This window comes from Haloferax gibbonsii (assembly GCF_001190965.1).
In the GTDB taxonomy this organism is placed as follows: domain Archaea; phylum Halobacteriota; class Halobacteria; order Halobacteriales; family Haloferacaceae; genus Haloferax; species Haloferax gibbonsii.
On the sequence record NZ_CP011947.1, the window covers coordinates 2,699,752 to 2,722,123 of the forward strand.

At 68.3% G+C, this 22,372-nt stretch carries 24 protein-coding genes; 7 read left to right on the forward strand and 17 right to left on the reverse strand.

What is annotated here, in order from left to right:
* Positions 1-49: 49 nt before the first annotated feature.
* The 6 genes from ABY42_RS13745 to ABY42_RS13770 form a co-directional block, all read right to left on the reverse strand.
* Positions 50-1,333 carry a tripartite tricarboxylate transporter permease gene (locus tag ABY42_RS13745; protein WP_050459768.1) on the reverse strand — a complete coding sequence of 428 codons (1,284 nt, stop codon included), beginning with the start codon at positions 1,331-1,333 and terminating at the stop codon, positions 50-52.
* Between the two features lie 181 nt (positions 1,334-1,514).
* On the reverse strand, positions 1,515-1,850 hold the full coding sequence (rpl12p, locus tag ABY42_RS13750) for a 50S ribosomal protein P1 (protein ID WP_050459769.1): 336 nt from the start codon (positions 1,848-1,850) through the stop codon (positions 1,515-1,517).
* A 21-nt stretch (positions 1,851-1,871) separates the two neighbouring features.
* Positions 1,872-2,921, reverse strand: a complete 1,050-nt coding sequence (locus ABY42_RS13755) for a 50S ribosomal protein L10 (RefSeq protein WP_004974571.1) — start codon at positions 2,919-2,921, stop codon at positions 1,872-1,874.
* The gene (locus tag ABY42_RS13760; RefSeq protein ID WP_004969375.1) at positions 2,918-3,556 is read right to left on the reverse strand and encodes a 50S ribosomal protein L1; all 639 of its coding nucleotides are present in this window, start codon (positions 3,554-3,556) and stop codon (positions 2,918-2,920) included. The genes ABY42_RS13755 and ABY42_RS13760 overlap by 4 nt, the downstream gene beginning before the upstream one ends.
* A 305-nt stretch (positions 3,557-3,861) precedes the next feature.
* Positions 3,862-4,341 (reverse strand): 50S ribosomal protein L11, encoded by a 480-nt coding sequence (locus ABY42_RS13765; RefSeq protein ID WP_050459770.1) that lies wholly within the window; start codon positions 4,339-4,341, stop codon positions 3,862-3,864.
* A gap of 94 nt (positions 4,342-4,435) precedes the next feature.
* Entirely contained in the window at positions 4,436-5,500 is a 1,065-nt protein-coding gene (locus ABY42_RS13770) for a zinc-binding metallopeptidase family protein (protein WP_004974569.1), read from the reverse strand.
* Positions 5,501-5,650: 150 nt separating this feature from the next.
* Here ABY42_RS13770 and ABY42_RS13775 point away from each other — a divergent pair, with 150 nt between their 5' ends.
* The 3 genes from ABY42_RS13775 to ABY42_RS13785 all read left to right on the forward strand — a co-directional run bounded on the left by ABY42_RS13775 (position 5,651) and on the right by ABY42_RS13785 (position 7,935).
* A complete protein-coding gene (locus ABY42_RS13775) occupies positions 5,651-5,995 on the forward strand; it encodes a hypothetical protein (RefSeq protein ID WP_050459771.1) in 345 nt (114 codons plus the stop codon).
* 108 nt (positions 5,996-6,103) lie between these two features.
* The gene (gene mvk / locus ABY42_RS13780; RefSeq protein ID WP_050459772.1) at positions 6,104-7,192 is read left to right on the forward strand and encodes a mevalonate kinase; all 1,089 of its coding nucleotides are present in this window, start codon (positions 6,104-6,106) and stop codon (positions 7,190-7,192) included.
* Positions 7,189-7,935, forward strand: coding sequence for an isopentenyl phosphate kinase (locus tag ABY42_RS13785; RefSeq protein ID WP_050459773.1), 747 nt, complete (start codon positions 7,189-7,191; stop codon positions 7,933-7,935). The genes mvk and ABY42_RS13785 overlap by 4 nt, the downstream gene beginning before the upstream one ends.
* 12 nt (positions 7,936-7,947) lie before the next feature.
* Here ABY42_RS13785 and ABY42_RS13790 read toward each other — a convergent pair whose 3' ends face one another.
* A complete protein-coding gene (locus ABY42_RS13790) occupies positions 7,948-8,694 on the reverse strand; it encodes an MBL fold metallo-hydrolase (RefSeq protein ID WP_050459774.1) in 747 nt (248 codons plus the stop codon).
* Between the two features lie 94 nt (positions 8,695-8,788).
* On the opposite strand from ABY42_RS13790, the gene ABY42_RS13795 reads away from it, so the two are divergent.
* On the forward strand, positions 8,789-11,545 hold the full coding sequence (locus ABY42_RS13795; RefSeq protein ID WP_050459775.1) for an ATP-dependent helicase: 2,757 nt from the start codon (positions 8,789-8,791) through the stop codon (positions 11,543-11,545).
* A gap of 63 nt (positions 11,546-11,608) precedes the next feature.
* Here the strand turns inward: ABY42_RS13795 and ABY42_RS13800 are convergent, their stop codons facing one another.
* Positions 11,609-14,263 (reverse strand): AAA domain-containing protein, encoded by a 2,655-nt coding sequence (locus ABY42_RS13800; protein ID WP_050459776.1) that lies wholly within the window; start codon positions 14,261-14,263, stop codon positions 11,609-11,611.
* 121 nt (positions 14,264-14,384) lie between these two features.
* Between ABY42_RS13800 and ABY42_RS13805 the strand changes: the two genes are divergently transcribed.
* Positions 14,385-14,960 carry a hypothetical protein gene (locus ABY42_RS13805; protein WP_050459777.1) on the forward strand — a complete coding sequence of 192 codons (576 nt, stop codon included), beginning with the start codon at positions 14,385-14,387 and terminating at the stop codon, positions 14,958-14,960.
* Between the two features lie 100 nt (positions 14,961-15,060).
* Entirely contained in the window at positions 15,061-15,288 is a 228-nt protein-coding gene (locus tag ABY42_RS13810; RefSeq protein ID WP_004974550.1) for a hypothetical protein, read from the forward strand.
* A gap of 264 nt (positions 15,289-15,552) precedes the next feature.
* Here the strand turns inward: ABY42_RS13810 and ABY42_RS13815 are convergent, their stop codons facing one another.
* On the reverse strand, positions 15,553-16,515 hold the full coding sequence (locus ABY42_RS13815; protein ID WP_004974543.1) for a zinc-dependent metalloprotease: 963 nt from the start codon (positions 16,513-16,515) through the stop codon (positions 15,553-15,555).
* 110 nt (positions 16,516-16,625) lie between these two features.
* Between ABY42_RS13815 and ABY42_RS13820 the strand changes: the two genes are divergently transcribed.
* Positions 16,626-17,444, forward strand: coding sequence for a VOC family protein (locus ABY42_RS13820; RefSeq protein WP_050459778.1), 819 nt, complete (start codon positions 16,626-16,628; stop codon positions 17,442-17,444).
* 57 nt (positions 17,445-17,501) lie between these two features.
* On the opposite strand, the gene ABY42_RS13825 is transcribed toward ABY42_RS13820, so the two are convergent.
* The 8 genes from ABY42_RS13825 to ABY42_RS13860 form a co-directional block, all read right to left on the reverse strand.
* Positions 17,502-18,662 (reverse strand): MBL fold metallo-hydrolase, encoded by a 1,161-nt coding sequence (locus ABY42_RS13825; RefSeq protein WP_049905051.1) that lies wholly within the window; start codon positions 18,660-18,662, stop codon positions 17,502-17,504.
* Between the two features lie 156 nt (positions 18,663-18,818).
* Positions 18,819-19,601, reverse strand: a complete 783-nt coding sequence (rpsB, locus tag ABY42_RS13830) for a 30S ribosomal protein S2 (protein WP_004974538.1) — start codon at positions 19,599-19,601, stop codon at positions 18,819-18,821.
* Positions 19,598-20,797, reverse strand: a complete 1,200-nt coding sequence (gene eno, locus ABY42_RS13835) for a phosphopyruvate hydratase (protein ID WP_004974537.1) — start codon at positions 20,795-20,797, stop codon at positions 19,598-19,600. The genes rpsB and eno overlap by 4 nt, the downstream gene beginning before the upstream one ends.
* Positions 20,798-20,801: 4 nt before the next feature.
* Complete coding sequence (locus ABY42_RS13840) at positions 20,802-20,978, reverse strand: DNA-directed RNA polymerase subunit K (RefSeq protein ID WP_004043021.1); 177 nt, start codon at positions 20,976-20,978, stop codon at positions 20,802-20,804.
* Positions 20,975-21,169 (reverse strand): DNA-directed RNA polymerase subunit N, encoded by a 195-nt coding sequence (locus tag ABY42_RS13845; protein ID WP_004061330.1) that lies wholly within the window; start codon positions 21,167-21,169, stop codon positions 20,975-20,977. The genes ABY42_RS13840 and ABY42_RS13845 overlap by 4 nt, the downstream gene beginning before the upstream one ends.
* Before the next feature lie 12 nt (positions 21,170-21,181).
* Positions 21,182-21,580 carry a 30S ribosomal protein S9 gene (locus ABY42_RS13850; protein ID WP_004043023.1) on the reverse strand — a complete coding sequence of 133 codons (399 nt, stop codon included), beginning with the start codon at positions 21,578-21,580 and terminating at the stop codon, positions 21,182-21,184.
* Positions 21,574-22,011 (reverse strand): 50S ribosomal protein L13, encoded by a 438-nt coding sequence (locus ABY42_RS13855; protein ID WP_004974520.1) that lies wholly within the window; start codon positions 22,009-22,011, stop codon positions 21,574-21,576. Before ABY42_RS13855 ends, ABY42_RS13850 begins: the two co-directional genes overlap by 7 nt.
* Positions 22,008-22,358, reverse strand: a complete 351-nt coding sequence (locus ABY42_RS13860; protein ID WP_004043025.1) for a 50S ribosomal protein L18e — start codon at positions 22,356-22,358, stop codon at positions 22,008-22,010. The genes ABY42_RS13855 and ABY42_RS13860 overlap by 4 nt, the downstream gene beginning before the upstream one ends.
* Positions 22,359-22,372: the final 14 nt, after the last annotated feature.

The window sequence follows — 22,372 nt, forward strand, 5'->3', positions numbered from 1 at the left end:
GTCTTTCCGGGTTCTGCTGGGGGAAATCCGTGTCCCGCGTGGACACGACTCACCCGAGTACCAGCGGCCCCATGAGGACGCACATCAGGTGGACGCGCCGACAGCCGAACCGAACGGGGAGATGGCCGACAGCCCCGGCGACGGCGAGGACGACGACGCCGCCGACGCCAGCGAACGCCCACGAGAGAACGACGAGGAGGGCGCAGACGGCGGTGACGAGTCGGCGCTGGTCGAGTCTCCCGACGAACGCGAGCGCCCGGTCGCCGACGACAGGCACCAACACCGCCCCGCAGAGACCCGAGACGACCGTCACCGGCACCGCGAGGCCGAGGCCGGTCGGGAGCTTCGCCTCGGTGAGCGCGACGAGCGCGCCCGTCCTGGGCGTCCCCAACCCGGCGAGGGCGAACAGCGCGAACACCGTCGTCGCCGTCGTGGCGGCGCTCGTCGCCGTGACGTAGGCCCGGGTCGACTCGTCTGGGTCGGTTCTGGGGAGCGCCGCGAGCGCGAGCGTGCCGGCGACTCCGGCGGAAACGCCCGGGAGGTAGCCGACGAACGCCCCGCCGCCGGCACCCGCCGCGACGCTCCGCGCGACCGAACGCGGCGAGGTCACGAGCGCGGCATCGCCCTGCGGTGGGACGCCGGCCCCGCGTCGCGCCGCCAAGAGGACCGGAACACCGAACAGCCCGGCCAAGAGCGGGGCCAACACGCCACCGACCGGAAGCGGTCCCCCGAACGGCCGGTCGAGAACCGCGAGACCCAGCCCCGTCGAGGCGACGATGGTCACGCAGGCCGCCAGTTTGGCCCGCCGACTCGGTTCGGTCCAGACGAGCGCGGCGGCGACGGCGGCGAGCACCACCCACAGGTGGTCCCGGACGACGGGATAGCCCTCGACCAGTACCTCGGTGAGCGGCACCGCGACCGGCACCGCCAGACAGAGCGCCGCGCCGCTACCGAGCGCCGACAGCCTGAGCGCTTCGCGTCCCCGCCCGCCGAGAACGAGTTTGTGCGCCGGCAACGCCCCCGGCGCGAGCGCGGCGTCGGGCACGCCGAGCGTCAGCGCCGGCACCACGTCGAGGAAGGTGTGGACGGTCGACGCGGCGAGGACGGCGGCCGCGACGGCGACCGGCGGGCCGGGGAACTCGGACGCGACGCCGGCGAGGAGCAGAGCGAACGCGTTCGCGTGGAGGCCGGGAATGAGGCCCGAACAGGTCCCGAGGAAGACGCCGACGACCACGCCGAGGAGGGCGGCGGTCGTCGGGTCGGCCGCGACGGGCGACGCGAGCGCCGCCGCTCGAGCGAACAGGGAGACGACTGCCCCGCCGGTGAGGAACATCGCGCCGGAGTGGCCGCGGCTTTCGATATGAAGCTACGCGCTCGGCACCGGCGCTGACGGTGGCGCGGCCCGCGTCCGAATCGGCGAACACGCGACCGGAACTGCCGCTGGTGAGTTGCGTCGAAAGAAATCGGAGTTTCGAAGCGAGCGTCGCCGCGGATGCGGCTGAGTCTCGCGGGAGTTAGCCGAAGAGCGCGCCGAGGCCCTCGCCGTCGGCTTCTTCGTCGTCGTCGTCGTCGCCGCCTTCGTCAGCGGCCTCTTCTTCGGCGTCTTCCTCGTCGTCGTCGTCAGCGGCCTCGACCTCGCCACCGGCGGAACCGCCCGCGGCGGGCGCGGGGGCAGCGGCGGCCGTCTCGATGGCCTCTTCGATGTCGACGTCCTCGAGCGCGGCGACGAGCGCCTTGACGCGGGACTCCTCGACATCGACACCGGCGGCCTCGAGGACCGCGGTGATGTTCTCTTCGTTGACCTCTTCGTCCGACTCGTTCAGGATGAGCGCAGCGTAGACGTATTCCATTGTTGTGTACCTTGTGTGTTGTTAGAACAGGGAGCCGAGGGCGTCGCCAGCGTCTTCGTCGTCGTCGCCGTCGTCTTCGGCGGCGTCTTCGTCGGCGTCGGCGTCTGCCTCGTCGGCGTCCGCTGCTTCTTCGTCAGTCGATTCTTCTTCCTCGGCGGCACCCGTGTCAGCCGCGGACACGCCGCGGAGTTCCTCGGGAAGCGCCTCTTCGTCGTCGATGTTCGCCGCGAGCGCCCGAAGCTGGGCGTCCGCCTTCGAGATGAGCTCGGGCATGAAGTCCGGGCTCTCGATGTTGGCGAACAGGCCGACGGCCTTGGCCTCGCTCGTCGCCTTGGCGATGAGCGTCGGCGCGGTCTGAGCGGTCGGGTAGACCGCGTTGACAGAGAGGTTCGTCGCGGCGGAGACGGCCGACTGGATGTCGGCGCGGTACTCGTCCACGTCGATGGCGAGTTCGTCGGGCTCGAACAGGACGCCTTCGGAGAAGACGCCGCGGAGGTCGAGACCGACCTCCTTGGGTTCGATGCCGAGTTCCGCCAGGACGTTCGCGAGTTCCTCGGAGACTTCCTCGCCCGCCGAAAGGACGTTGGAGTCTTCCGTCACCTTGATCGAGCCGTCCATGATGCGGGCGGACGCCCCGACCTGCTGGAGTTCGCCGACGAACGGACCCGGGTCGACACCGGTGTCACCCTCGGGGATGACGATGTCGTTCGGGGCGACTTCACCGGCGTTGATGGGCGCGGGCGTCTTCGACGCCTCGAGCTCCTTGTACAGGGCGAACGGGTTGTCGTTCGTGCCGATGAGGGCGACCTGCCCGGCGATGTACTCCTTGAGTTCCTCGAAGCCGTCGTCGACTTCGTCGAGCGCGCGGTTCGCGAGCGTGTTACGGCTCATGCGGACGGCGGCCGAGCCGTGAAGCTCGCGGCGCATGGCCTGGAGCTGGCGGCTCGGGATGCCCGCGACGCCGACGACGCCGACGGATTCGTAGGATTCGATGAAGTCGACGAGCTCGTCGACCTCTTCACGCTTCCACTGCGGGATAACCTCGGTCTGCCGAACCTCGGACTCGCTCATGCGGGCACCTCCACGGACGGCCCCATCGTCGTCTTCACGTAGACGGAGTCGATGTTGAGCGGGCCCTTTTCGAGCGTCGCCTCGAGACGACGGACGATGACGTCGATGTTCTCCGCGATTTCGTCGGGCGTCATGTCGTCTGCGCCGACGCGCGTGTGGAACGTGCGACGGTCGCGCGAGCGGAGCTGCACCGTGTTCTTCATCCGGTTCACCGTCTCGACGACGTCGTCGTCGGGCTGAAGCGGGGTCGGCATCTTACCACGGGGACCGAGCACGGTACCGAGGTAGCGACCGATGTCCTGCATCAGTCCAGCCTCGGCAACGAAGAAGTCGGTCTCGTCGGCAAGGTCTTTCGCCGCATCGGTGTCGTCGCCGAAGTCTTCGAGCTCGTCGGGCCCGAGAACTTCGTCGGCGACATCCTCTGCGCGGAGCGCGGTTTCACCGGTCGCGAACACCACAATCTGGGTGTCCTGGCCGGTGCCAGACGGGAGCACGATGCTCTCGTCGACACGCTTCGACGGGTCGTTAAGATCTAAGTCTCGCAAGTTCACGGCGAGGTCAACCGTTTCGCGGAAGTTCCGCCCGGGTGCCTCGTCGAGTGCGCGAGAGACTGCGTCAACTATTGTGTCTGCCATTATTCACCTCCGTAGTACGCAGGATTGCTCCTACGGGTCAGTGAAACAGGCTACTGCCTGCCTCGTCCGGCAGGACGAGTAGGCTCAACTTAAGTCCGTCGAACCACGGGAGCCGAAACCCCCGAATTCGGGGGTTTCGCGTGCCACAGCCACACATGCGAACTGGCGAGCACGCGAGCGATGTGCGGTCGTCGACGGTCGAGTCGCTCCGGGTCGAGTCGGGTCCGTGGAGAGAAGAAAGCGGGCCGAGTCGACTCGGCCCGACGGAAAGGGCGGTTCGAACCGCCGAGACGGTTCCGAGACGATTACTCGTCGTCGAAGTGGTCGTCGAAGTCGCCGCCGTCGATGCGCTGCTTGAACGTGCGGGCGTCTTCGCCCTCGATGGTGACGCCGAGGGACGCGCACGTCCCGGCGACTTCCTTCGAGGCGTTCTTGAGGTCGTACGAGAGCAGGTCAGAGGACTTCTGCTCTGCGACCTTCTTCAGCTGTGCGATGGACATGTCGGCGACGAAGTTCTTCTGGGGTTCGCCGCTGCCGGTGTCGAATCCGACCTCGTCCTTGATGAGGGCGGCCGTCGGCGGGACGCCGACCTCGATGCTGAACGAGCCGTCGTCGTCGTACTCGACGGTGACGGGGACTTCCATGCCGTCGAAGGCAGCCGTCTGTTCGTTGATGTCGTTGACGACGTCCTGCACGTCGACGGGGGTCGGGCCGAGTTCCGGGCCGAGCGGCGGACCGGGGTTCGCCTTCCCGCCGGGAACGAGTACTTCGATAGTTCCAGCCATACGTGGAAACACCGTGTGGCGACTTTTAACGGTTTTCTTTCGCCCGGAGGCGTGTGCGACAACTACGCACAGCGCGGGGGCGCCGTCCGCCCGCCTACAGTTCGACGCCGAACGAGTCCACGTCGCCCGCGAGCGCGGCCATCGACCCGAGCAGTTCGGCCACGTCGTCGAGGTCGCTCGTGGAGACCACTTCGACGGGCGTGTGCATGTAGCGGTTCGGGATGCCGATGTTGAGCGAGGGGATACCGGAGCGACTCGTGTAGAAGGCGTCCGCGTCGGTTCCCGTGCGGATGCCGGCGGCCTGCAGTTGGACGCCGATGTCGGCGTCCCCGGCCGCGTCGCGGGCGAGCGAGACGACGTTGGGGTGGTTCGCGCTCCCGCGGGAGACGACCGGCCCCTCGCCGAGTTCGACCGGGCCCTTGCGCTTGCCGGGCACGTCGGGGTTGTCCGTCGCGTGGGTCACGTCGACGGCGACCATCGCGTCGGGGTCGAGGTCGTAGCCGACCATCTTCGCGCCCTGCACGCCGACTTCCTCCTGAACCGTGCTGACGGCGTACACCGTCGCGTCCACGTCGGCCTCGACGGCGGCGCGGAGGCCCTCCGCGGCCGACCAGGTGCCGACGCGGTTGTCCATCCCGTTGGCCGCGACGCGGTCGCCCGCGAGGTCGCGGACCCGCGCTTCGACCGTCACTGGGTCGCCGACCTCGACGTGGTCCTTCGCGTCGCCCTTGCTCGTCGCGCCGATGTCGACGAACTGCTCTTCGAGGTCGTCGTACTCCTCGCTCCCCACGTCGCGGAGGTGGATGGCGGTCTGGCCGATGACGCCGGCCACGTCGCCGCCGTCGCCGTGGACCGTCACGTGCTGGCCCTTGGAGACGGTGCGGTCCGCGCCGCCGATGGGACCGATACGGACGAAGCCGTCGTCGTCGATGTCGCGGACGATGTAGCCGATTTGGTCCGCGTGGCCGGTGAAGGCGATTTCGGGGCCCTCGCCGGTGCCCTCGTGGACCGCGACGGCGTTGCCGTAGTCGTCGACCGTCACGTCGTCGGCGAACTGCGAGACGTAGTCCACCCACACGCGCTGGCCGGCGACCTCGTAGCCGGACGGACTGGGTGTGGTGAGCAGGTCTTCGAGGAAGGCGCGTCGGTCGTCGTCCATACGGGAGGTTCGCGGGCGGCGGAACAAGAACACAGCGAATCCAGCACACCCCACCGGGTGTCACCGCAGGGCGAGGTCGTCGCGTCTCACGGCGACCCGCGTCGTCCCGTCGCCACAAGGCATATCCATCTTGTGAGCGTACTGATGGGTATGGCCGACTTCACCCTCTTCGAGGTCCACCTGCACGACGGTTTCGAGTTCAGCCCGACCAACAGCGCGCCGCTCCTCTCCAAGCGCGGCGGCGACGAGGCGGCGGCACTCGAAACCGAGGACGAATCGTACGACGACTACGACGACTACGACGCGGAGCTCGACGCCGACGAGACCGACGAATCCGAGTCGAGCGGCGGCCCCGGTATGGCGCTGCTCGTCGGGTTCGTCCTCCTCGTCGGCATCGCCGCGGCGGTCCGCTACATCCGCGGCGGCGGCGACGACCTCGACGAACTGGCCGACCTCGACGACGAGGAGCGCGACGAAGTCGAAATCGACGCCTGAGCCGGCGGCTCCGAACGCCGTTTTTCCGCGACCGTTCCCACCGACGACCACCGCCGGGTTCGGCCGCGGTCGGATACCCTTAAGCGAATCCCGTAGCAACTCCGGGGTATGACCGTTTCGAGCGCTCCCGGCAAGGTGTACCTGTTCGGGGAGCACGCAGTCGTCTACGGCGAACCGGCGGTCCCCTGCGCGGTCGAGCGCCGGGCGACCGTCACCGTCGCCGCTCGCGACGACGACCACGTCCGCGTCCGCGCCGAGGACCTGAGTCTCAACGGCTTCACCGTCGAGTACCGCGGCTCGACCGGCGACCGGCCCGACGTGGACGTTCCGGCACCGCTCGTGGAGGCCGCGATGGGTTACATCGACGCCGCGGTCGACCAGGCCCGCGACGCCGCCGACGCGCCCGACGCCGGCTTCGACATCACCGTCGAAAGCGACATCCCGCTCGGGGCCGGCCTCGGCTCCTCCGCGGCGGTCGTCGTCGCCGGCATCGACGCCGCGACCCGCGAACTCGGCGTCGAACTCGCGCCCCGCGAAATCGCAGAACGCGCCTACCGCGCCGAACACGAGGTCCAGGACGGACAGGCCTCCCGCGCCGACACCTTCTGTTCCGCGATGGGCGGGGCCGTCCGCGTCGAGGGCGACGACTGCCGAACCATCGACGCGCCGCCCCTCCCGTTCGTCATCGGCTTCGACGGCGGTGCGGGCGACACCGGCGCGCTCGTCTCCGGCGTCCGCGCGCTCCGCGAGGAGTACGACTTCGCCGCCGACACGGTCTCGACCGTCGGCGACATCGTCCGCCGGGGCGAGGAACTGCTGGCCGAGTCGGACCCCGACGCCGACGAACCGCCCGAGGAGCTCCTCTCGGAACTCGGCCGCTTCATGAACTTCAACCACGGCCTGCTCGAAGCCCTCGGCGTCTCCTCGCGCTCGCTCGACTCGATGGTGTGGGCCGCCCGCGAGGCCGGCGCGTACGGCGCGAAACTGACCGGCGCGGGCGGCGGCGGCTGTATCGTCTCTCTCGACCCGACGCCCGAGACCCAGACCGCGCTCCGGTTCACCCCCGGTTGCGAGGACGCCTTCCGCGCCGAACTCGCCACCGAGGGCGTCAGAGTCGAGGTCCCGCCCGAAGCGGACGCGGAAGCAGAGGCAGAAACGGACCCCGAGCGCGACGGAGACGGGGAGGACTCGGCGTGAGTCTCGTCGTCCTCAAACTCGGCGGGAGCGTCGTCACCGACAAGGACGAACCGGAGACGGTGGACGAGGAGGGACTGGCGGCCGCGGCGGACGCGGTCGCGACCCTCGCCGAGTCGGGCCGCGTCGTCGTCGTCCACGGCGGCGGGAGCTTCGGCCACCACCACGCCGCCGAACACGGCGTCTCCTCGGAGTCCGGAAGCCACGACGCCCGCGGCGTGCGCGCCATCCACGACGCGATGAAGCGACTCAACGACGCCGTCCTCGACGCCCTCGCGGACCGCGGCGTCTCGGCCCTGCCGGTCCATCCGCTCTCGGCCGGCGCGCGCGAGGCCGACGGCTCGCTGTCGCTTCCCCTCGCGGCGACCGAGACGATGCTCGACGAGGGCTTCGTCCCGGTCCTCCACGGAGATGTCATCGCGCACGCGGGCAAGGGCGCGACCATCGTCAGCGGCGACGACCTCGTGGTGTCGCTCGCGTCCGGACTCGGCGCGGACCGCGTCGGGCTCTGTTCGACCGTCCCCGGCGTCCTCGACGCCGGCGGCGACGTGATTCCCGAGATTACGGCGTTCGCGGACGCGGCCGACGCGCTCGGCGGGTCGGAGTCGACCGACGTGACCGGCGGCATGGCCGCGAAGGTCAGAAAACTGCTCGCGCTCGGCGCGCCGGCGCACGTCTTCGGCCCCGAGGGGCTGTCGGCGTTCGTCGCCGGCGAGTCGCCCGGGACCGTCATCCGCGGAGAATAGTCGGACTCGAACTCAGAGTTCGACGACCAAGCCGTCTTTTGCGACCCGAACCTCGCCGTCGAACCGTTCGCTCACGCTCACTCGGAGGTCGTCGGTGACGCGGTCGGCGTGCGGGTAGAGGTGCGTCAGGTAGACCGAATCGATGTCCCAGCCGGCGAGCGCCTCGCCCACCTGCGACGGCGTCGGATGGTTCGACACGTCCACGTCGTCCGGGAACGAGCAGTCGTGCGCGAGGACGCTCGCGCCGTCGGCGAAGTCGCCGAGGGCGGAGAACGCCTCTGTGTCCCCCGAGAAGACGAAGTCGGCCTCGCCCCGCTCGTTGCTGAAGCGGTAGGCGAGCGTCGGCATCGAGTGGCGGACCTCGAACCCCATCACGTCGAAGCCGGCGACGCCGAACTCGGTCGGCCCGACCTCCCGAACCTGCACGTCGAGGCGTCCCTTTAGGTAGTCGTGAACGTCGAACAGCCCCTCGACGAGGTCCTCGGTTCCCTCGGGACCGACGATTTCGAGTCGGTCCTGTCCGGCGAGCCACCGGGCTTTCACGAGCGCCATCAGGTCCGACACGTGGTCGAGGTGGTGGTGCGTGAGGAGGACAGACGAGACGCCCTCGTAGCCGACCTCCGTCTCCGCGAGTCGGGCGAGGACGCCCGACCCGCAGTCCACGAGGAGGGCGTTGCTGTCCGATTCGAGGAGGAGCCCGGTCTGGGCGCGGCCGGTGACGGGCATCGCACTACCGGTTCCGAGGAACGTGACGCGCATGCGCCGAGATACCACGGCGGCGGCGTTAGTCCTTGCGCCCGCTGGCTCGGCCGCGGGCACAACCCTCATACCCGCGCAGGCTAACCCCGAGGTAATGACCCGGCGCGGCCGCTCGCTTCTCGCGTCGAGAGGCGGCGACTACGAGTTCGACCCCGAGTCGGTGACGGTCGCCGACGAGGACGTCCTCGACCTGTTGGAGCCCGCCGTCCAGGAGTGGTGGGTCGACCGGTTCGGGGAGTTCGTCCCCGGCAACGGCGGCTTTTTCACCCCGCCCCAGCGCGGGGCCATCCCGCGCATCCACGACGGCGACAACGCCCTCATCTGCGCGCCGACGGGGTCGGGCAAGACCCTCGCCTCCTTCACGGCCATCATCAACGAGCTGTTCCGCCGGGAGCGCGAGTCGCCCGACGGCCTCGACAACTCGGTGTACTGCCTCTACGTCTCGCCGCTGAAGTCGCTCGCCAACGACATCCACCGGAACCTGACCGAGCCGTTAGAGGGCATCGCCGACATCGCCGCCGACCGCGGCGAGACGGTCGACATCAGACACGCCATCCGCCACGGCGACACCTCCTCGGCGGACCGCCAGAAGATGCTCTCGGAGACGCCGCACATCCTCAACACGACGCCCGAGACGCTGGCGATTCTGCTCAACTCGCCGAAGTTCAAAGAGAAGCTCCGAACCGTCGAGTACGTCGTCGTCGACGAGATTCACAGCCTCGCGGAGAACAAACGCGGCACCCATCTGTCGGTGTCGTTAGAGCGGCTGGAGGACCTCGCCGAGTCGTCGCCGACGCGCATCGGCTGTTCGGCCACCGTCGAACCGCTCGACACGGTCGCGGAGTTCCTCGTCGGCCGCGAGGACGGCGAGCCCCGCGACTACGAACTCGTCGACACGCGGTTCGTCCGCGACTTCGACGTGCAGCTGGAGTGTCCGACCGACGACCTGATTCGGACGCCCCGAAGCGAGGTCCAGAGCCGGTTTTACGACCGCCTGCACGACCTCGTCGCCTCGCACACGAACACGCTCGTGTTCACCAACACGCGGTCGGGCGCGGAGCGCGTCCTCCACAACCTCCGCGAGGGGTTCGACGACATCGACGAGTCGAACTCCGGCTGTCACCACGGGAGCCTCTCGAAAGAGCGCAGACAGGAGATAGAGTCGAAGCTGAAAGCCGGCGAGTTACGCGTCGTCACAACTTCTACGAGCCTCGAACTCGGCATCGACATGCCCCACATCGACCTCGTCGTGCAGGTCGGCTCACCCAAGTCGGTCGCCGCGCTCCTCCAGCGGGTCGGTCGGGCCGGCCACCAACTCGGCCAGACGGTCGAAGGGCGCGTCATCGCCCTCGACAGGGACGAACTCGTCGAGTGCGCGGTGATGCTCTCGAAGGCCGAGTCTGGCTTCGTCGACCGAGTGTTCATCCCCGAGAACGCCTTCGACGTGGCCGCCCAGCAGGTGTACGGGATGGCCATCAACGCGATTCGCCCCGAGTCGGAACTGCGGGAGACGCTCCGGCGGGCCTACCCGTATCGGAACTTCTCGGACGACGACTTCGAGCGCCTGTTCCGCTATCTCACCGCCGACTACGACGGCCTCGAAGACAAGAACGTCTACGCGAAAATCTGGCGCGACACCAACGACCCGCCGGACGGCGAGCACCACTACGAGGAGTACCCCGTCGGCGAGCACCTCATCGGCAAGCGCGGTCGGATGGCCCGCGTCATCTACATGACCAACATCGGCACGATTCCGGACTCGTTTACCTGCGACGTGTTGGTCCGCGGGGCCGACCAGTGGGTCGGCACGCTCGACGAGGGTTACCTCGACACGCTGGAGAAAGGCGACGTGTTCGTCCTCGGCGGCGACCACTTCGCGTACCGCTACCGCCGCGGGTCGAAGGTGTACGTCGACCGCACCGCACAGCGCCCGACGGTCCCCTCGTGGTTCTCCGAGCGCCTGCCGCTTTCGTACGACCTCGGCCGCGAACTCGCGGCGTTCCAGGCCGACCTCGTGGACCGACTCGACGCCGGCGGCGCGCCCGCCGTCAGGTCGTGGCTCCGGGAGTTCCCGCTCGACGAGAACAGCGTCCGCGCCGTCACGCGGATGTTCGACGAGCAGGTCAGGTACGCCGGCCCCGAGAGCGTGGCGGCCCCGGACAGACTCGTCGTGGAGACCGAACTCGACCGCGACACCTACCGCCGGCACTTCTACGTCCACTGCACCTACGGCCGGCGGTTCAACGACGGCCTCTCGCGGCTCCTCGCGTACCACGCGGCCCGCCGGACGAACGCGAACGTGCAGGTCGCCGTCGCCGACAACGGCTTTTCGCTCTCGATGCCGCTCAACCGCAAAGTCGACCTCGCGGGCGTCCTCCGCGACCTGACACCCGAGGAAGTCGAGGACGACCTGCGGGCCGCCCTCGACGGGACCGACCTCCTGAAGCGCTACTTCCGCATCAACGCGACGCGCTCGCTCATGATTCTCAAGCGCTACAAGGGCTACGAGAAGTCCGCCGCCCAACAGCAGGTCTCCTCGGAGATGCTGCTGTCGTTCGCCCAGGACCTCGACGAGTTCGCCGTGATAGAAGAGACCTACCGTGAGATCCTCGAAGACAAACTCAACCTCGCCGCCATCGAGGACGCGGTTGCGGCGATTCAAACGGGCGACGTGGACGTGGTCGGCCACCAGGTCTCGTCGCCGACGCCGCGGGCGTTCGGCCTCGCCACGCTGACCGCGAGCGACGTGGTCCTCGCCGAAGACGAGAGCGCGGCGCTCCGGGAGTTCCACGAGCGCGTCAAGGCCGAAATCGGCGACGACGAGGCGGACCTCGGCATCGACGTGGACTGACGGGCGACGGGTCGGCGAGTCGGCGGGGCGGCGGGCCGACGGTCGGTGCGCCGCCGAGACGACCTACCGACGCGCCCACGCGAGCATCCGGTCGTAGAACGGGTCGGATTCGAGCGCGTCGGCGTCGCCGACGAGACACAGCGCCTTCTTCGCCCGCGTCAGGGCGACGTTGATGCGGCGGTGGTCCTCGAACAGCGGGCCGTCCAAGTCGCCGGTGGCGACGAAGGAGACGACGATGACCTCCTTCGAGGAGCCCTGGAACCGGTCGACCGTGTCGACGGTCGCGTCGGTTCTGCGGGAGATTTCTGCGACCTGCGCCCGGAACGGCGCGATGACGCCGATGTCGTCGGCGTCGACGCCGGCGGCCTCGTAGGCGGCGACGACCTCCGCCACGCGGTCGGCTTCGATGGGATTCGTGTTGCCGACGCGCCGGCCGTCGGGGTCGACGAAGGCGACTTGGTCCGCGAGTTCCGCGGGGAGGTCCGCGGTGTCGACGCCGAGGTCGCGGAGGTGCTGAGACGCGACCGCGCCCGTGGCCGGGCGGAGCGCGCCGTCGTAGAACTCCTTGGAGGCGAAGGCCTGAATCCGCTGGGACATGCGGTACTGGCGGTCGAGCATGACCGAGGCGTCCGGGTACGTCTCGATGAGTCGCTGGAACAGCGATTTCTGGAGGTCGTTTTCGGCGCGGACGACCGGCGGAAGCTGTTTGTGGTCGCCGACGAGGACGAACCGGTCTGCGAGGTTGACGGCGGCGAGTGTGCCCGGTTCAGTTATCTGCGACGCCTCGTCGACGAGCGCCACGTCGAACGACTGCTCGCGCATCACGCGCGACCCGCAGGAGGCGGTGGTCGCGGCGACGACGGGCGCGTCGTGGAGAGCGGCGGCGAGCGCGTTCGGGTCGCCGCTCCGGGAGAGCCGAACGTCCTGCATGTCCTCGCGGACGCCGGATTCGGTGCCGACGCGGACGATATCTTCGAATCCTTGGTCGCGCAGGGCCTCCAGCGCGTTGTCGACCGCGCGGTTCGTGAAGGCCGAGAGCAAGACGCGGTTGCCGTCCTCGACGAGCGCGCGGATGGTCCGGGCGATGGTGTAGGTCTTGCCCGTCCCCGGCGGCCCGTGGATGAGCGCGAGGTCGTCGGCGTCGACGGCGAGGCGGACCGCGTCGTCCTGCGCGTCGTTGTTGTCGATGAACGTGCGGCCCGCAGAGCGGTCCGAAAAGTCGGGGTCACGGCGGTCGAACAGCACGTCCTTGCGGTCGGGCGAGCCCTTGAGCACCGCGTCGTGGAGCGCGGTGAGCAGGCGGTCGACGGTGAGTTCGGAGGGGTACACGTCGAGGCGGCGGAGCGGGACGGGTTCGTCGGTCGTGACGACGATTTCGTCGCCGAGTTCGACGATGCGCGCGAGTTCGGCGTGCCCCTCGACGGGGTGGCCGTCGCTGGCGAGCGCCACGTCGCCGGCGCGGAGTTTCGACACCGCGTCGTCGGTCTGCTTCGCCCGGAGTTCCCACGTGCCGTCGGGGCGCTCGGTCTGGCCGATGGGTTCGAGGCCGATGAGCGCCCGGTCGTCGTCGGCGCGCTCCTCGGCGCTCTGGTCCCAGAGTTTGCGGTACTCCTTGTGGACCGCTCGTCGCTCCTCCTCGACGGCACGGTAGAAGCGGTCGAAGTAGTCGCGTTCCTCCTCGGGGACCGGATTCCCGATTGCGCCGGCTTTCGACTCCTGGTCGAGTCTGCCGGAGACGACCATGCAGGTGTCCTTCTCGAAGCAGTACTCGCACTTCGAGTTCACCTCGTAGCCGGTCGGCACCGACGCGTCGTGTTCCATCGCCGCGATTTCGTTGCGGGTGCGGACGACGAACTCGAGGAGGCCGCGGCCGATGGAGAAGTCCTTCGCCGGCGAGAGGTCGCCGGACTCCTCGGTCCGGTCGAGCGTCGTGTTCTTCGTGTAGAGGAGCGTCCCCGTGTCGACCGGGACGCCCCGCTCTTCGAGGATGAGCGCGTAGGAGGCGGCCTGAATCTTGTCCTGGAACCGCGGGTCGCGGTTGAGGTTCTTGCCGGTCTTGAGTTCGACGGGCGACCCTCGGCGGAGGGCGTCGGCGCGGCCCTTGATGCCGAACGTCGGCGAGATGAGCGTGTACTCGGAGCGCCACTCGTCTTCGTCCGTGAGGACGCCCTGCGAGAGCCAGCCCTCGATGGCGGCGGCGTTGCGGCGGACCTCGTCCGCGACCTCGTCGACCTCGCGGCCGAGCAGGCCGAGTTCGAGGCCGCGCTCGTCGATGCGCTCGTCGATGGACGAGTCGAGGTCGCGGCCGCGGAGGAGGTCACCGAACACGTCGTGGACGATGGTCCCTTTCACCACCGGGTAGTTCAGCGGGATACCCGAGAGCTTGTTCAGGTAGTACATCCGCGAGCACTGCACCCACGAGCGGATGTCGGTCACGTCGACGAGGAAGTCGGGTTCGACGACGACGAACGACTCCGAGCCGGTCGAATAGGTCGTCTCGCCGCGGTACTCGGACTCCTCGGCGTCGGTGACGAGCAGGTCCATCCCGGGTTCGGCGTGTTCGGCGGCGTGGGTCCACTTCCCCCAGAGGGTGACGGTCACGGGGTCTCCGGTCCCGCGCTCGGGGCGGAGCGTCACCTCCGCCAGCGAGCGCTCGCCGTACTTCGTTTCGACGTCACGCGGCTCGCCGACCTCGACGAGCGGACCGCGAAGGTTCACGTCCGAACCGTCGGTGAGGCGCGGCCAAATAGCCGTCGGTGGGGTGTGAGTCCCGCGCGGTTCGCGTGCGCGACTCTCCCCGACCGTCACGCTCTTTCTCTCCCGCGTGGTACGCCCAACCATGCGCGTCAGAGATTGGCAGGACATCCTCTCGGAGGTCGTCGAAGACGGCCGCGGCCGCGACCCCGACGCGTGGCGGGCCGTCGCGGGCACCCGGCGACGGAGCCTCGGTGAGGACCTCTTTCTCGCCCACCCGAACGCCGGTGTCTACCAACTGAAGACGTACGCGAAGAACCCCTACGAGGTCCGCGGCGTCGGCGCTCGCGTCGCCCGTCGCATCGACGACGACCTCGACCCGCTGTTCCCGCGCCGGCGCGGCGACGACGGCGAGAACGACGCCGGCCGGTTCGCCGTCCAGCAACCGCCCGAAGACGAGTCGCAGGCCGAATCGATGGCGCGGCGACTCGAAGAGACCGTGAAAGTCCACGCCGACGCGCCGACCACCGCCGACGACTTCTTCACCGACGTGATGGAGGCGCTCGAAAGCCCGGCGTTCGGCCCGATGGACTACGAGTTCGACGCCCGGCCCGACCGCCTCGACGACCTCGCGGACGAGTTCGCCGACGCCGACGAACTGCTGTCCACGGACCTCGACGACCTCATCGAGTCCGACGGCGTCGACCGCGGGTTCCAGTGAGACACCGGTTTCAAACCCTCCCAACCCAATGGACTGCTATGGACGATAGATTCCGCGGGCGGTCGCGAAAACCGCCCCACGGCGCGATTTCGGAGGAACGATGGTCGGTTCCAGCATGAGCGACGAGGAGACGCGGCTCGCCAACAACCGAATCAAAATCGGATTCGTCCTGTTGGTCGGCGTGTCGGCCGGGCTCGTCGCCGTCCAAGCCGGAGCGACGCTCGTTCAGAGCGCAATCGCGCTCCTCGCCGGGGTGGCCGTCGGCGGGGTCCTCACGTGGTATCTGGGCCGCTGGGCCAAGGAGTTCACCGCGGTGAACCGACGCTAGACGTATCGTCTGTTGTGAAATTCGAACACAAACACATATTTCAGATTAAACGTGTGGCACTGAATCGCAGGGTATATATCTGTCCTCTGAGGACAGTTTCTCGCCGGTAACCAGGGCAGGGGCAATGACCTGGTTATTCACCGGAAGACGCTGTGGGACACCGGAATTGGGCCTTCGGTGCAACGCGGCGTCCTACCCAAGGTGCGTGCGCGACCCGGACACGGTTCGGGTGTCGGGTACGCATGTGATGGAGTTGCAGTCTCCTCAGGGCGATACCCGTGCGATCCATCGCTCGGGCGCGTCCAATTCCGCGTCGGTCGGTAAGTTCTCCGGATGGTCCCACACTCGCGAAGCGGCCGCGACGCCGCGTTCGTCGGCGACGTGCTCGAAAAAGCGAGCGCCGCGTTCGTACTGCCGGCGCTTGAGGCCGAGTCCGAGGAGCCGCCGCGCGAGCTTCGCGACGGGACCGCCGCCCTGTCGTCGCTCGTCGAGCTTCCGGCGGAGGTCCTCGTAGTCGTCGTCGAACGCCCGGTCCATCAGCAGTTCCGCGTAGCCCTCGACGGCGGTCATCGCCGTGTCGAGTTCGCGGAACGCGTCGCGGTCGATGTCGCCTTCGACGAGCGCGTCGACGCCGCGTTGCATCCGCGATTCGAGGTGCGTCGAGAGCCACGGGGCCGCGCCGAACTCCGCGGCGTGGGACACCTCGTGGAAGGCGATCCAGCGGCGGAACCGCGGGTAGTCCACGTCGAGGCTGTCGGCGACCCGGCGGATGTTCGGGTGGACGAAGTACAGGCCGTGGTCGTCGTCGCCCTCGGCGAGGAGCAGCGGGTCGTACTGCCCGAGGACGTTGTTCCCGAGGAACGAGAGGACGAAGGCGAACGAGCCGGTGTTGACGGCGCGGGTGACACCGGGAAGGAGCGCGGGGCCGTGTTCCTCGAACGGGACCATCACCCGGCGGAACGTCGCCACGTTCGCGTCTATCCAGTGGTGTCGGTTCTGGACTTCGACGACTTCGGGCACGTCGAACTCCACCTCGGCGACGGTCGAAAGGCGGTCGCGCGCGTCGCGAACGTCCGCGGCGTACCCCGCTCGCTCCGCCTCCGAGAGGTCGAGCGAGCCGGGGTCGGTCGCGGCTTTCGCGGCCTCGGCGACGGCGTCCCAGTCGATGGTGCCGGAGCCGGTCGCCGAAGCGTCCGCGACCGCTCTGACGCTCCGAAAGAGGTTCATACTGTATCGTGGCGGGCCGGACGCAAAACGCTTCGGTCGGGCGAAACGAACCCTCTAATTCGCAGACACGACGCCCCTAAACACTATACCGAGTCGAACGTGGGGGGCGTATGGACCGAACCATCGACCACGTCGCGTTCGGTGGTACCGAGCTGTACGAACTCCGGGCGGCCGCGAACGAGGTCGGTCTCACCCCGACCTACGGCGGCGAACACGGGACCGGAACGACTCACATGGCCGTCGTCCCGTTCCCCGACGGGTCGTACCTCGAACTCATCGCGCCGACGCTCGGAACCGACGCGGCGGACGCCGGCTTCTGGCCGGACCACCTCGCGGCCGACGCCGGCCCCGCATCGTGGTGTCTGGAGACCGACGACGCCGCCGCCACCGCCAAGGCCGCCATCGACGCCGGCCTTCCCGTCGACGGTCCGCACGAGGCCTCCCGCGCTCGGCCGGACGGCCGCCTCGTCGAGTGGGACATGAGCTTCGAGGGCGCGGACCAGCGGCTCCCCTTCTTCATCCGGGACCGCACCCCGCGGAGCTACCGCGTCCCGAAAGCCGCGCGAAACGCCGCCGTCCGCGGACTCCACACCGTCGTCGTCGCCACCCGCGACCGCGAGGCGACCGCGGCGCTGTTCGCCCGGCGGCACCGCTACCCTTCGCCGGTCGACATCAACGGGCCGTTCTCCGAGTTCGCCGTCCTCCCCGGCACGCCGCTCGCCCTGTGCGAACCCGGCGGCGGCGCGCTCGAAGCGCGCATCGACGCGGTCGGCGAGGGACCGTGCGCGTTTCTCGTCGGCGTCACCGACCTCGACCGGGCGCGGAACTCGCTGTCGCTCGGCCCCGAGATTCGCTACAGCGACCGCCACATGGCGTGGTTCGACCACGACCTGTTCGAGGGGCGACTGGGCGTGGTGGAACTCCCCTGAATCGGCCCGAATCGCCGCGAATCGCCCTGAATCGCGAGCCGAGGTCCGACGGTCGGCTCAGGCGGCGCAGTTGTTCGGTCCGAGTTCGAGTTCGGTCGCCTCCTCCTCGTCGCCGACCGAGGCCCGCCCGGTGTTGATGGCGATGACGCGCTCGTAGTTCGCGGGCTTTTCCGGCGTATCTCCGGCCACCCGGTCGACGAACGCCTGCTCGTCCATCGACAGCAAGTCGAGTTCCCCGCGCAGGTCGCCGAGCGTCGCGCTCACGAGTTCGCCCGGCGCGGCGACGCCGTAGCGCCCGTCCGCCCCGACCGAGACGTGCCCTGGGAGGACGCGCGTCTCGTCGGGAAGCGACAACAGCGTGTCGTGGAGCGTCTCGTAGAGGAGTTCCGCGCCCGTCGCCGCGTCGGCGTCGCCGAACTGGAGTTCCGTCCGGCCGACCGACTCGACGAACAGCGTGTCGCCGGTGAGGAGGAACCGACCGTCGACGAGGTAGTTCGTCATGTCCGAGGTGTGGCCCGGCGCGTGAATCGCCTCGATACCGTAGTCGCCGACGCTCAGCGTCTCGCCGTCGTCGAGCGCGGTGAACTCGTATGCAACGTCGCGGTCCGCCGCCTCCGAACCGAGGTAGTACGGCACGCCGAGTCGGTCGGCGAGGGCCCGGCCGCCCGAGACGTGGTCGGCGTGGACGTGCGTGTCGAGCACACCCGAGACCGTCATGCCGGCGTCGGCGGCGACGAGTTCGAACTCGTGGACCTGCCGCGTCGCGTCCACGACGACCGCCTCGCGGGCCGACCGCGAGCCGACGACGTAGCCGAGACAGCCCTTCGCGCGCCGCTGGACCTGCGCGACGAACAGGTCGTCGTCGCCGGTGTCGAGTTCGACCACCTCGTACAGCTTGCTCCAGTCTTCCATGCCGCCCTTGACGACCTCCACGTCGTCGTAGCCCCGCGACGCGAGTTCGAACCCGAACGACGTAGAGGACAGCCCCTTCCCGCAGATGGCGACGACCGGCCCTTCCTCGGCGAGGTCGTCGACGCGCTCCCAATCCCAGTCGCCGCCGAGTCCGTCGACGGGGTGGAAGGGAACGTTAACCGAGCCCTCGATGTGCCACGACTCGAAGCTCTCGGGCGGTCGCGTGTCGACCACGGTGAACGATTCTCCCGCGTCTACCCGGTCAGCGAGTTCGCCCACGGTGAGCTGGTGGAGGAGTTTACTCATGTGGTTAGCTATGGGAACGACGCACAAAACCGTTTGCGGCGGGAGCGACGCGCGCGGCTCTCGGGTCGGCGTCGCTGCACCGCTATCGAACCGAGAGAACGTGCCGCCGCTCACCGGGCGGGTGTCAGAAAAGTCGAATCGAAATGTCGTCCCGAACTACAGTTCGGCCTCGAAGTCTTCGAGGGCGTAGACCGTGTCGGAGCCGCGGCGGTCGAGCGTCTCGTTGGCGAGGAGCCAGTAGACGACCGACAGCGCGCGTCGACCCTTGTTGTTCGTCGGGACGACGAGGTCGACGTTCGACGTCTGGTTGTTGGAGTCGCACATCGCGATGACCGGGATGCCGACCGTGATGGCCTCCTTGACGGCCTGCGCGTCACCGATCGGGTCGGTGACGACGACCACGTCGGGTTCGATGTAGCCGGCGTAGTCGGGGTTCGTCAGGGTTCCCGGGATGAAGCGGCCCGTGCGGGCGCGAGCGCCGACGGCGTCGGCGAACTTCTCGGCCGGGAAGCGACCGTACTGACGGGAGGACGTGACCAGAATCTGCTCCGGACTGTAGTTCGCGAGGAAGTCCGCGGCGGTGCGGATTCGCGAGTCCGTCTGGCTGACGTCGAGCACGTAGAGCCCGTCGTCGCGGACACGGTGGATGAACCGGACCATGTCCTTGGTCTTCTGCTGGGTACCGATGTGGACACCGGCGGCCAGGTAGTCCTCGACCGGGATGAGCAGGTCGGCGTCTTCGTCGGGCATAACGTCCTCGTCGAAGGCCGGTTCCGGCTCTGCTTCTTCGGCCTCGGCGGCTTCGTCGGCCGCCTCGGCGGTCTCTGCTGTCTCGTCTTCGGTGGCGGCCTCGGCGGGTTCCGTCTCGGCGACCGCTTCGGTCTCCGTCTCGGGTTCCTCGTCGGCGACCTCCACCGCGTCGTTTTCGTTGTCGCTCATACTGCGTCGTCCGCGATGCGGATGAGTTCGTTCAGTTTGGCGGTTCGCTCGCCCTGCACCGTGCCAGTCTTGATGAACGGCGCGTCGGTTGCGACGGCGAGGTGTGCGATGGTCGCGTCTTCCGTCTCACCGGAGCGGTGAGAGATGACGGCGTCCATCCCGTTTCGGGAGGCCAGTTCGACGGCGTCGAACGCGTCGGTCAGCGTCCCGATCTGGTTCGGCTTGATGAGGATGGAGTTCGCGGCGCCCACGTCGATGCCGTCCTGCAGACGGTCGACGTTGGTGACGAACAGGTCGTCACCGCAGATGAGCGTGCGGTCGCCCACGCGCTCTGTGAGTTCCGCGAAGCCCTCGTAGTCGTTCTCGTCGAGGGGGTCTTCGACGTAGACGAGGTCGTACTCGTCGACCATTTCGGCGACGTAGTCGATCTGCTCGTCGGTCGTCTTCGTCTCGTCACCGTAGTGGTAGACGCCGTCTTCGAACATCTCCGAGGCCGCGATGTCGAGGCCGAAGCGAATCTCGAAGCCGAGTTCGTCCTCGACGTCGGAGACCGCTTCGGACATGATTTCGAACGCGTCGGCGTCCGAAACCGGCGGTGCCCACGCACCCTCGTCGCCCTTCGCGGCGGGCACGCCGCGCTCGTCGAGAATCTCGGACGCGCGGGCGTGGACCTTCGCGTTGGCGAAGACGGCTTCGGAGACGCTCGGCGCGCCGACGGGCGCGGCGAGGAACTCCTGGATGTTCGTCGCTTCCTTGGCGTGTTCACCGCCACCGATGACGTTCCCGAGCGGCGTCGGGAAGTTGTCGCCGCGGAACGCGCCGCCGAGGTGCTGGTACAGGGGTGCACCGAGCACGTCGGCACCGGCCTTCGCGGCCGCCATCGAGATGGCGACCGCACTGTTCGCGCCGATTTCCGAGAAGTTCTCGGAGCCGTCTGCGGCGCGGAGCGTCGCGTCGACCTCACGCTGGTTGCCCGCGTGGACCTCGTCCACGAGTCGGGGAACGGCGTGTCGCCGCGCGGCGGCGATGGCTTCAGTCGGCGGCAGTTCGATTGCCTCGTACTCGCCGGTGGACGCCCCGCTCGGGGCCGCAGCGCGACCGAACCCACCGGATTCGGTGAGCACGTCGGCTTCGACCGTCGGGTTTCCACGGGAGTCGAGCACGCGGCGCAGAGCTACGGATGTGATTCGAGTCATGTTGTCACTTACCCTCTCGTTTGACGGTGAACGGAAGTACACCTGCGTCGTACTCCTCAGCGGCGATTAATATCGGTTCGGTCTGTTCCGAATCGACGAGTACGGGTGCACCGTAGGAGACCTGCAGCGCTCGCGCGCCGAGGATGCGTGCCTTCTCGTATCGGTTGTACCGTTGCATCATTGGTAGGGAGATACGACGTCCACGAGGTCCTTGTGCGACACCATCATCCGCCGGCAGCAAGCACGGGTGACCCCGAGGTCGTCGAGGACGTCAGCGGGGTCCTCGTCTCCCTCGCGAGCACGGGCTTTGAACTCGTCCCAGTGTTCGCCGATCACTGTGCCGCAGGTGAAACACCGGACGGGAATCATCATGGTTAGATCACCTCAGCGGTAGGACTTCTGGTAACGAGCGCGCGCGCCCGGTCCGCCCCACTTCTTGGGTTCGGACTGGCGGACGTCGTTGACCAGAAGCGAGCGGTCGAACTCCATGTACGCGTCGCGAAGCTCCGCGTCGTTCAGGTACTGCACCAGGCCACGAGCGAGCGCGGTGCGGACTGCGTCGGCCTGACCGGCCACGCCGCCGCCGTTGACGCGCACGTCGATGTCGACCTGCGAGCGGAGGTCCTCGCCTGCGATGCGGAACGGTTCCAGCATCTTGAGGCGGGCCATCTCCGGCTCGACCAGCTCGACCGGCTGGGAGTTGATTCGGACTCGACCTTCGCCCTCGCGCACGGTGGCGCGAGCGATTGCGGTCTTCTTCTTACCGGACGTGTTCGTTACCATGTGACGTTAGCACCCAGCTTCTCGGAGACCTCTCCGAGCGAGATGAACTTGATGTTCGAAAGTCGGTCCAGCGAGGTGTCTTCGAGCATCTCGCCGTCTTCGTCGTACGGATTGCCGACGTAGACGCGGACGTTCGAGAGCGCCTCGCGGCCGCGGGGCTTCTTGTACGGAAGCATGCCGCGGATGGCACGCTTGAAGATGCGGTCGGGACGCTTCGGGTAGTACGGACCCTGGTCCGAACCGACTTCGACGCGCTTTCTGTACTTGGCCATCACGTCCTGTTCCGAGCCCGTGATGACGGCGTCTTCAGCGTTGACGACGGCGACCGTCTCCCCTGCGAGGGCGCGCTGTGCGACCTCCGAGGCGACGCGGCCGACGATGCAGTTTCGAGCGTCGACAACGACGTCTGCGTCGAATTCTGCGAGGCTCATCGGATCACCCGTACGTTGGACCCGTCGGGGTTCTGTTCAGCGAGTTGTTCTAGCGTCACGGTGTCGCCGACCTGCTCGATCTTCTTTCGAGCGGTGGACGAGAAGTCCACGGCCGCGACTGTGACGTTCTTCTGCAGCACACCGCTACCCAGCACCTTGCCGGGCACGACGACGGTCTCGTCTTCCTGAGCGTATCGTTCGATACGACCAAGGTTGACTTCCGCGTGGGTGCGCCGTGGCTTTTCGAGACGGTCCGCGACATCCTGCCAGACGTTGGCACCGGACTCACGCGAGACCGCCTTCAGCTCGGCGATGAGACTGTTGAGTCTCGGGTTCGTCTTACTCATTGTCTACCTCCAGA

Excerpts from the sequence above, each read along its gene's own strand:
- ABY42_RS13790 (WP_050459774.1), bottom strand. The coding sequence starts at position 8,694 with ATGCGCGTCACGTTCCTCGGAACCGGTAGTGCGATGCCCGTCACCGGC.
- ABY42_RS13815 (WP_004974543.1), bottom strand. The coding sequence starts at position 16,515 with ATGAACCTCTTTCGGAGCGTCAGAGCGGTCGCGGACGCTTCGGCGACC.
- ABY42_RS13825 (WP_049905051.1), bottom strand. The coding sequence starts at position 18,662 with ATGAGTAAACTCCTCCACCAGCTCACCGTGGGCGAACTCGCTGACCGG.
- ABY42_RS13765 (WP_050459770.1), bottom strand. The coding sequence starts at position 4,341 with ATGGCTGGAACTATCGAAGTACTCGTTCCCGGCGGGAAGGCGAACCCC.
- ABY42_RS13795 (WP_050459775.1), top strand. The coding sequence starts at position 8,789 with ATGACCCGGCGCGGCCGCTCGCTTCTCGCGTCGAGAGGCGGCGACTAC.
- ABY42_RS13850 (WP_004043023.1), bottom strand. The coding sequence starts at position 21,580 with ATGGTAACGAACACGTCCGGTAAGAAGAAGACCGCAATCGCTCGCGCC.
- rpl12p (WP_050459769.1), bottom strand. The coding sequence starts at position 1,850 with ATGGAATACGTCTACGCTGCGCTCATCCTGAACGAGTCGGACGAAGAG.
- ABY42_RS13770 (WP_004974569.1), bottom strand. The coding sequence starts at position 5,500 with ATGGACGACGACCGACGCGCCTTCCTCGAAGACCTGCTCACCACACCC.
- ABY42_RS13760 (WP_004969375.1), bottom strand. The coding sequence starts at position 3,556 with ATGGCAGACACAATAGTTGACGCAGTCTCTCGCGCACTCGACGAGGCA.
- ABY42_RS13755 (WP_004974571.1), bottom strand. The coding sequence starts at position 2,921 with ATGAGCGAGTCCGAGGTTCGGCAGACCGAGGTTATCCCGCAGTGGAAG.
- ABY42_RS13840 (WP_004043021.1), bottom strand. The coding sequence starts at position 20,978 with ATGATGCAACGGTACAACCGATACGAGAAGGCACGCATCCTCGGCGCG.
- ABY42_RS13805 (WP_050459777.1), top strand. The coding sequence starts at position 14,385 with ATGCGCGTCAGAGATTGGCAGGACATCCTCTCGGAGGTCGTCGAAGAC.
- ABY42_RS13810 (WP_004974550.1), top strand. The coding sequence starts at position 15,061 with ATGGTCGGTTCCAGCATGAGCGACGAGGAGACGCGGCTCGCCAACAAC.
- eno (WP_004974537.1), bottom strand. The coding sequence starts at position 20,797 with ATGACTCGAATCACATCCGTAGCTCTGCGCCGCGTGCTCGACTCCCGT.
- ABY42_RS13775 (WP_050459771.1), top strand. The coding sequence starts at position 5,651 with ATGGCCGACTTCACCCTCTTCGAGGTCCACCTGCACGACGGTTTCGAG.
- mvk (WP_050459772.1), top strand. The coding sequence starts at position 6,104 with ATGACCGTTTCGAGCGCTCCCGGCAAGGTGTACCTGTTCGGGGAGCAC.
- ABY42_RS13860 (WP_004043025.1), bottom strand. The coding sequence starts at position 22,358 with ATGAGTAAGACGAACCCGAGACTCAACAGTCTCATCGCCGAGCTGAAG.
- rpsB (WP_004974538.1), bottom strand. The coding sequence starts at position 19,601 with ATGAGCGACAACGAAAACGACGCGGTGGAGGTCGCCGACGAGGAACCC.
- ABY42_RS13845 (WP_004061330.1), bottom strand. The coding sequence starts at position 21,169 with ATGATGATTCCCGTCCGGTGTTTCACCTGCGGCACAGTGATCGGCGAA.
- ABY42_RS13820 (WP_050459778.1), top strand. The coding sequence starts at position 16,626 with ATGGACCGAACCATCGACCACGTCGCGTTCGGTGGTACCGAGCTGTAC.
- ABY42_RS13855 (WP_004974520.1), bottom strand. The coding sequence starts at position 22,011 with ATGAGCCTCGCAGAATTCGACGCAGACGTCGTTGTCGACGCTCGAAAC.
- ABY42_RS13745 (WP_050459768.1), bottom strand. The coding sequence starts at position 1,333 with ATGTTCCTCACCGGCGGGGCAGTCGTCTCCCTGTTCGCTCGAGCGGCG.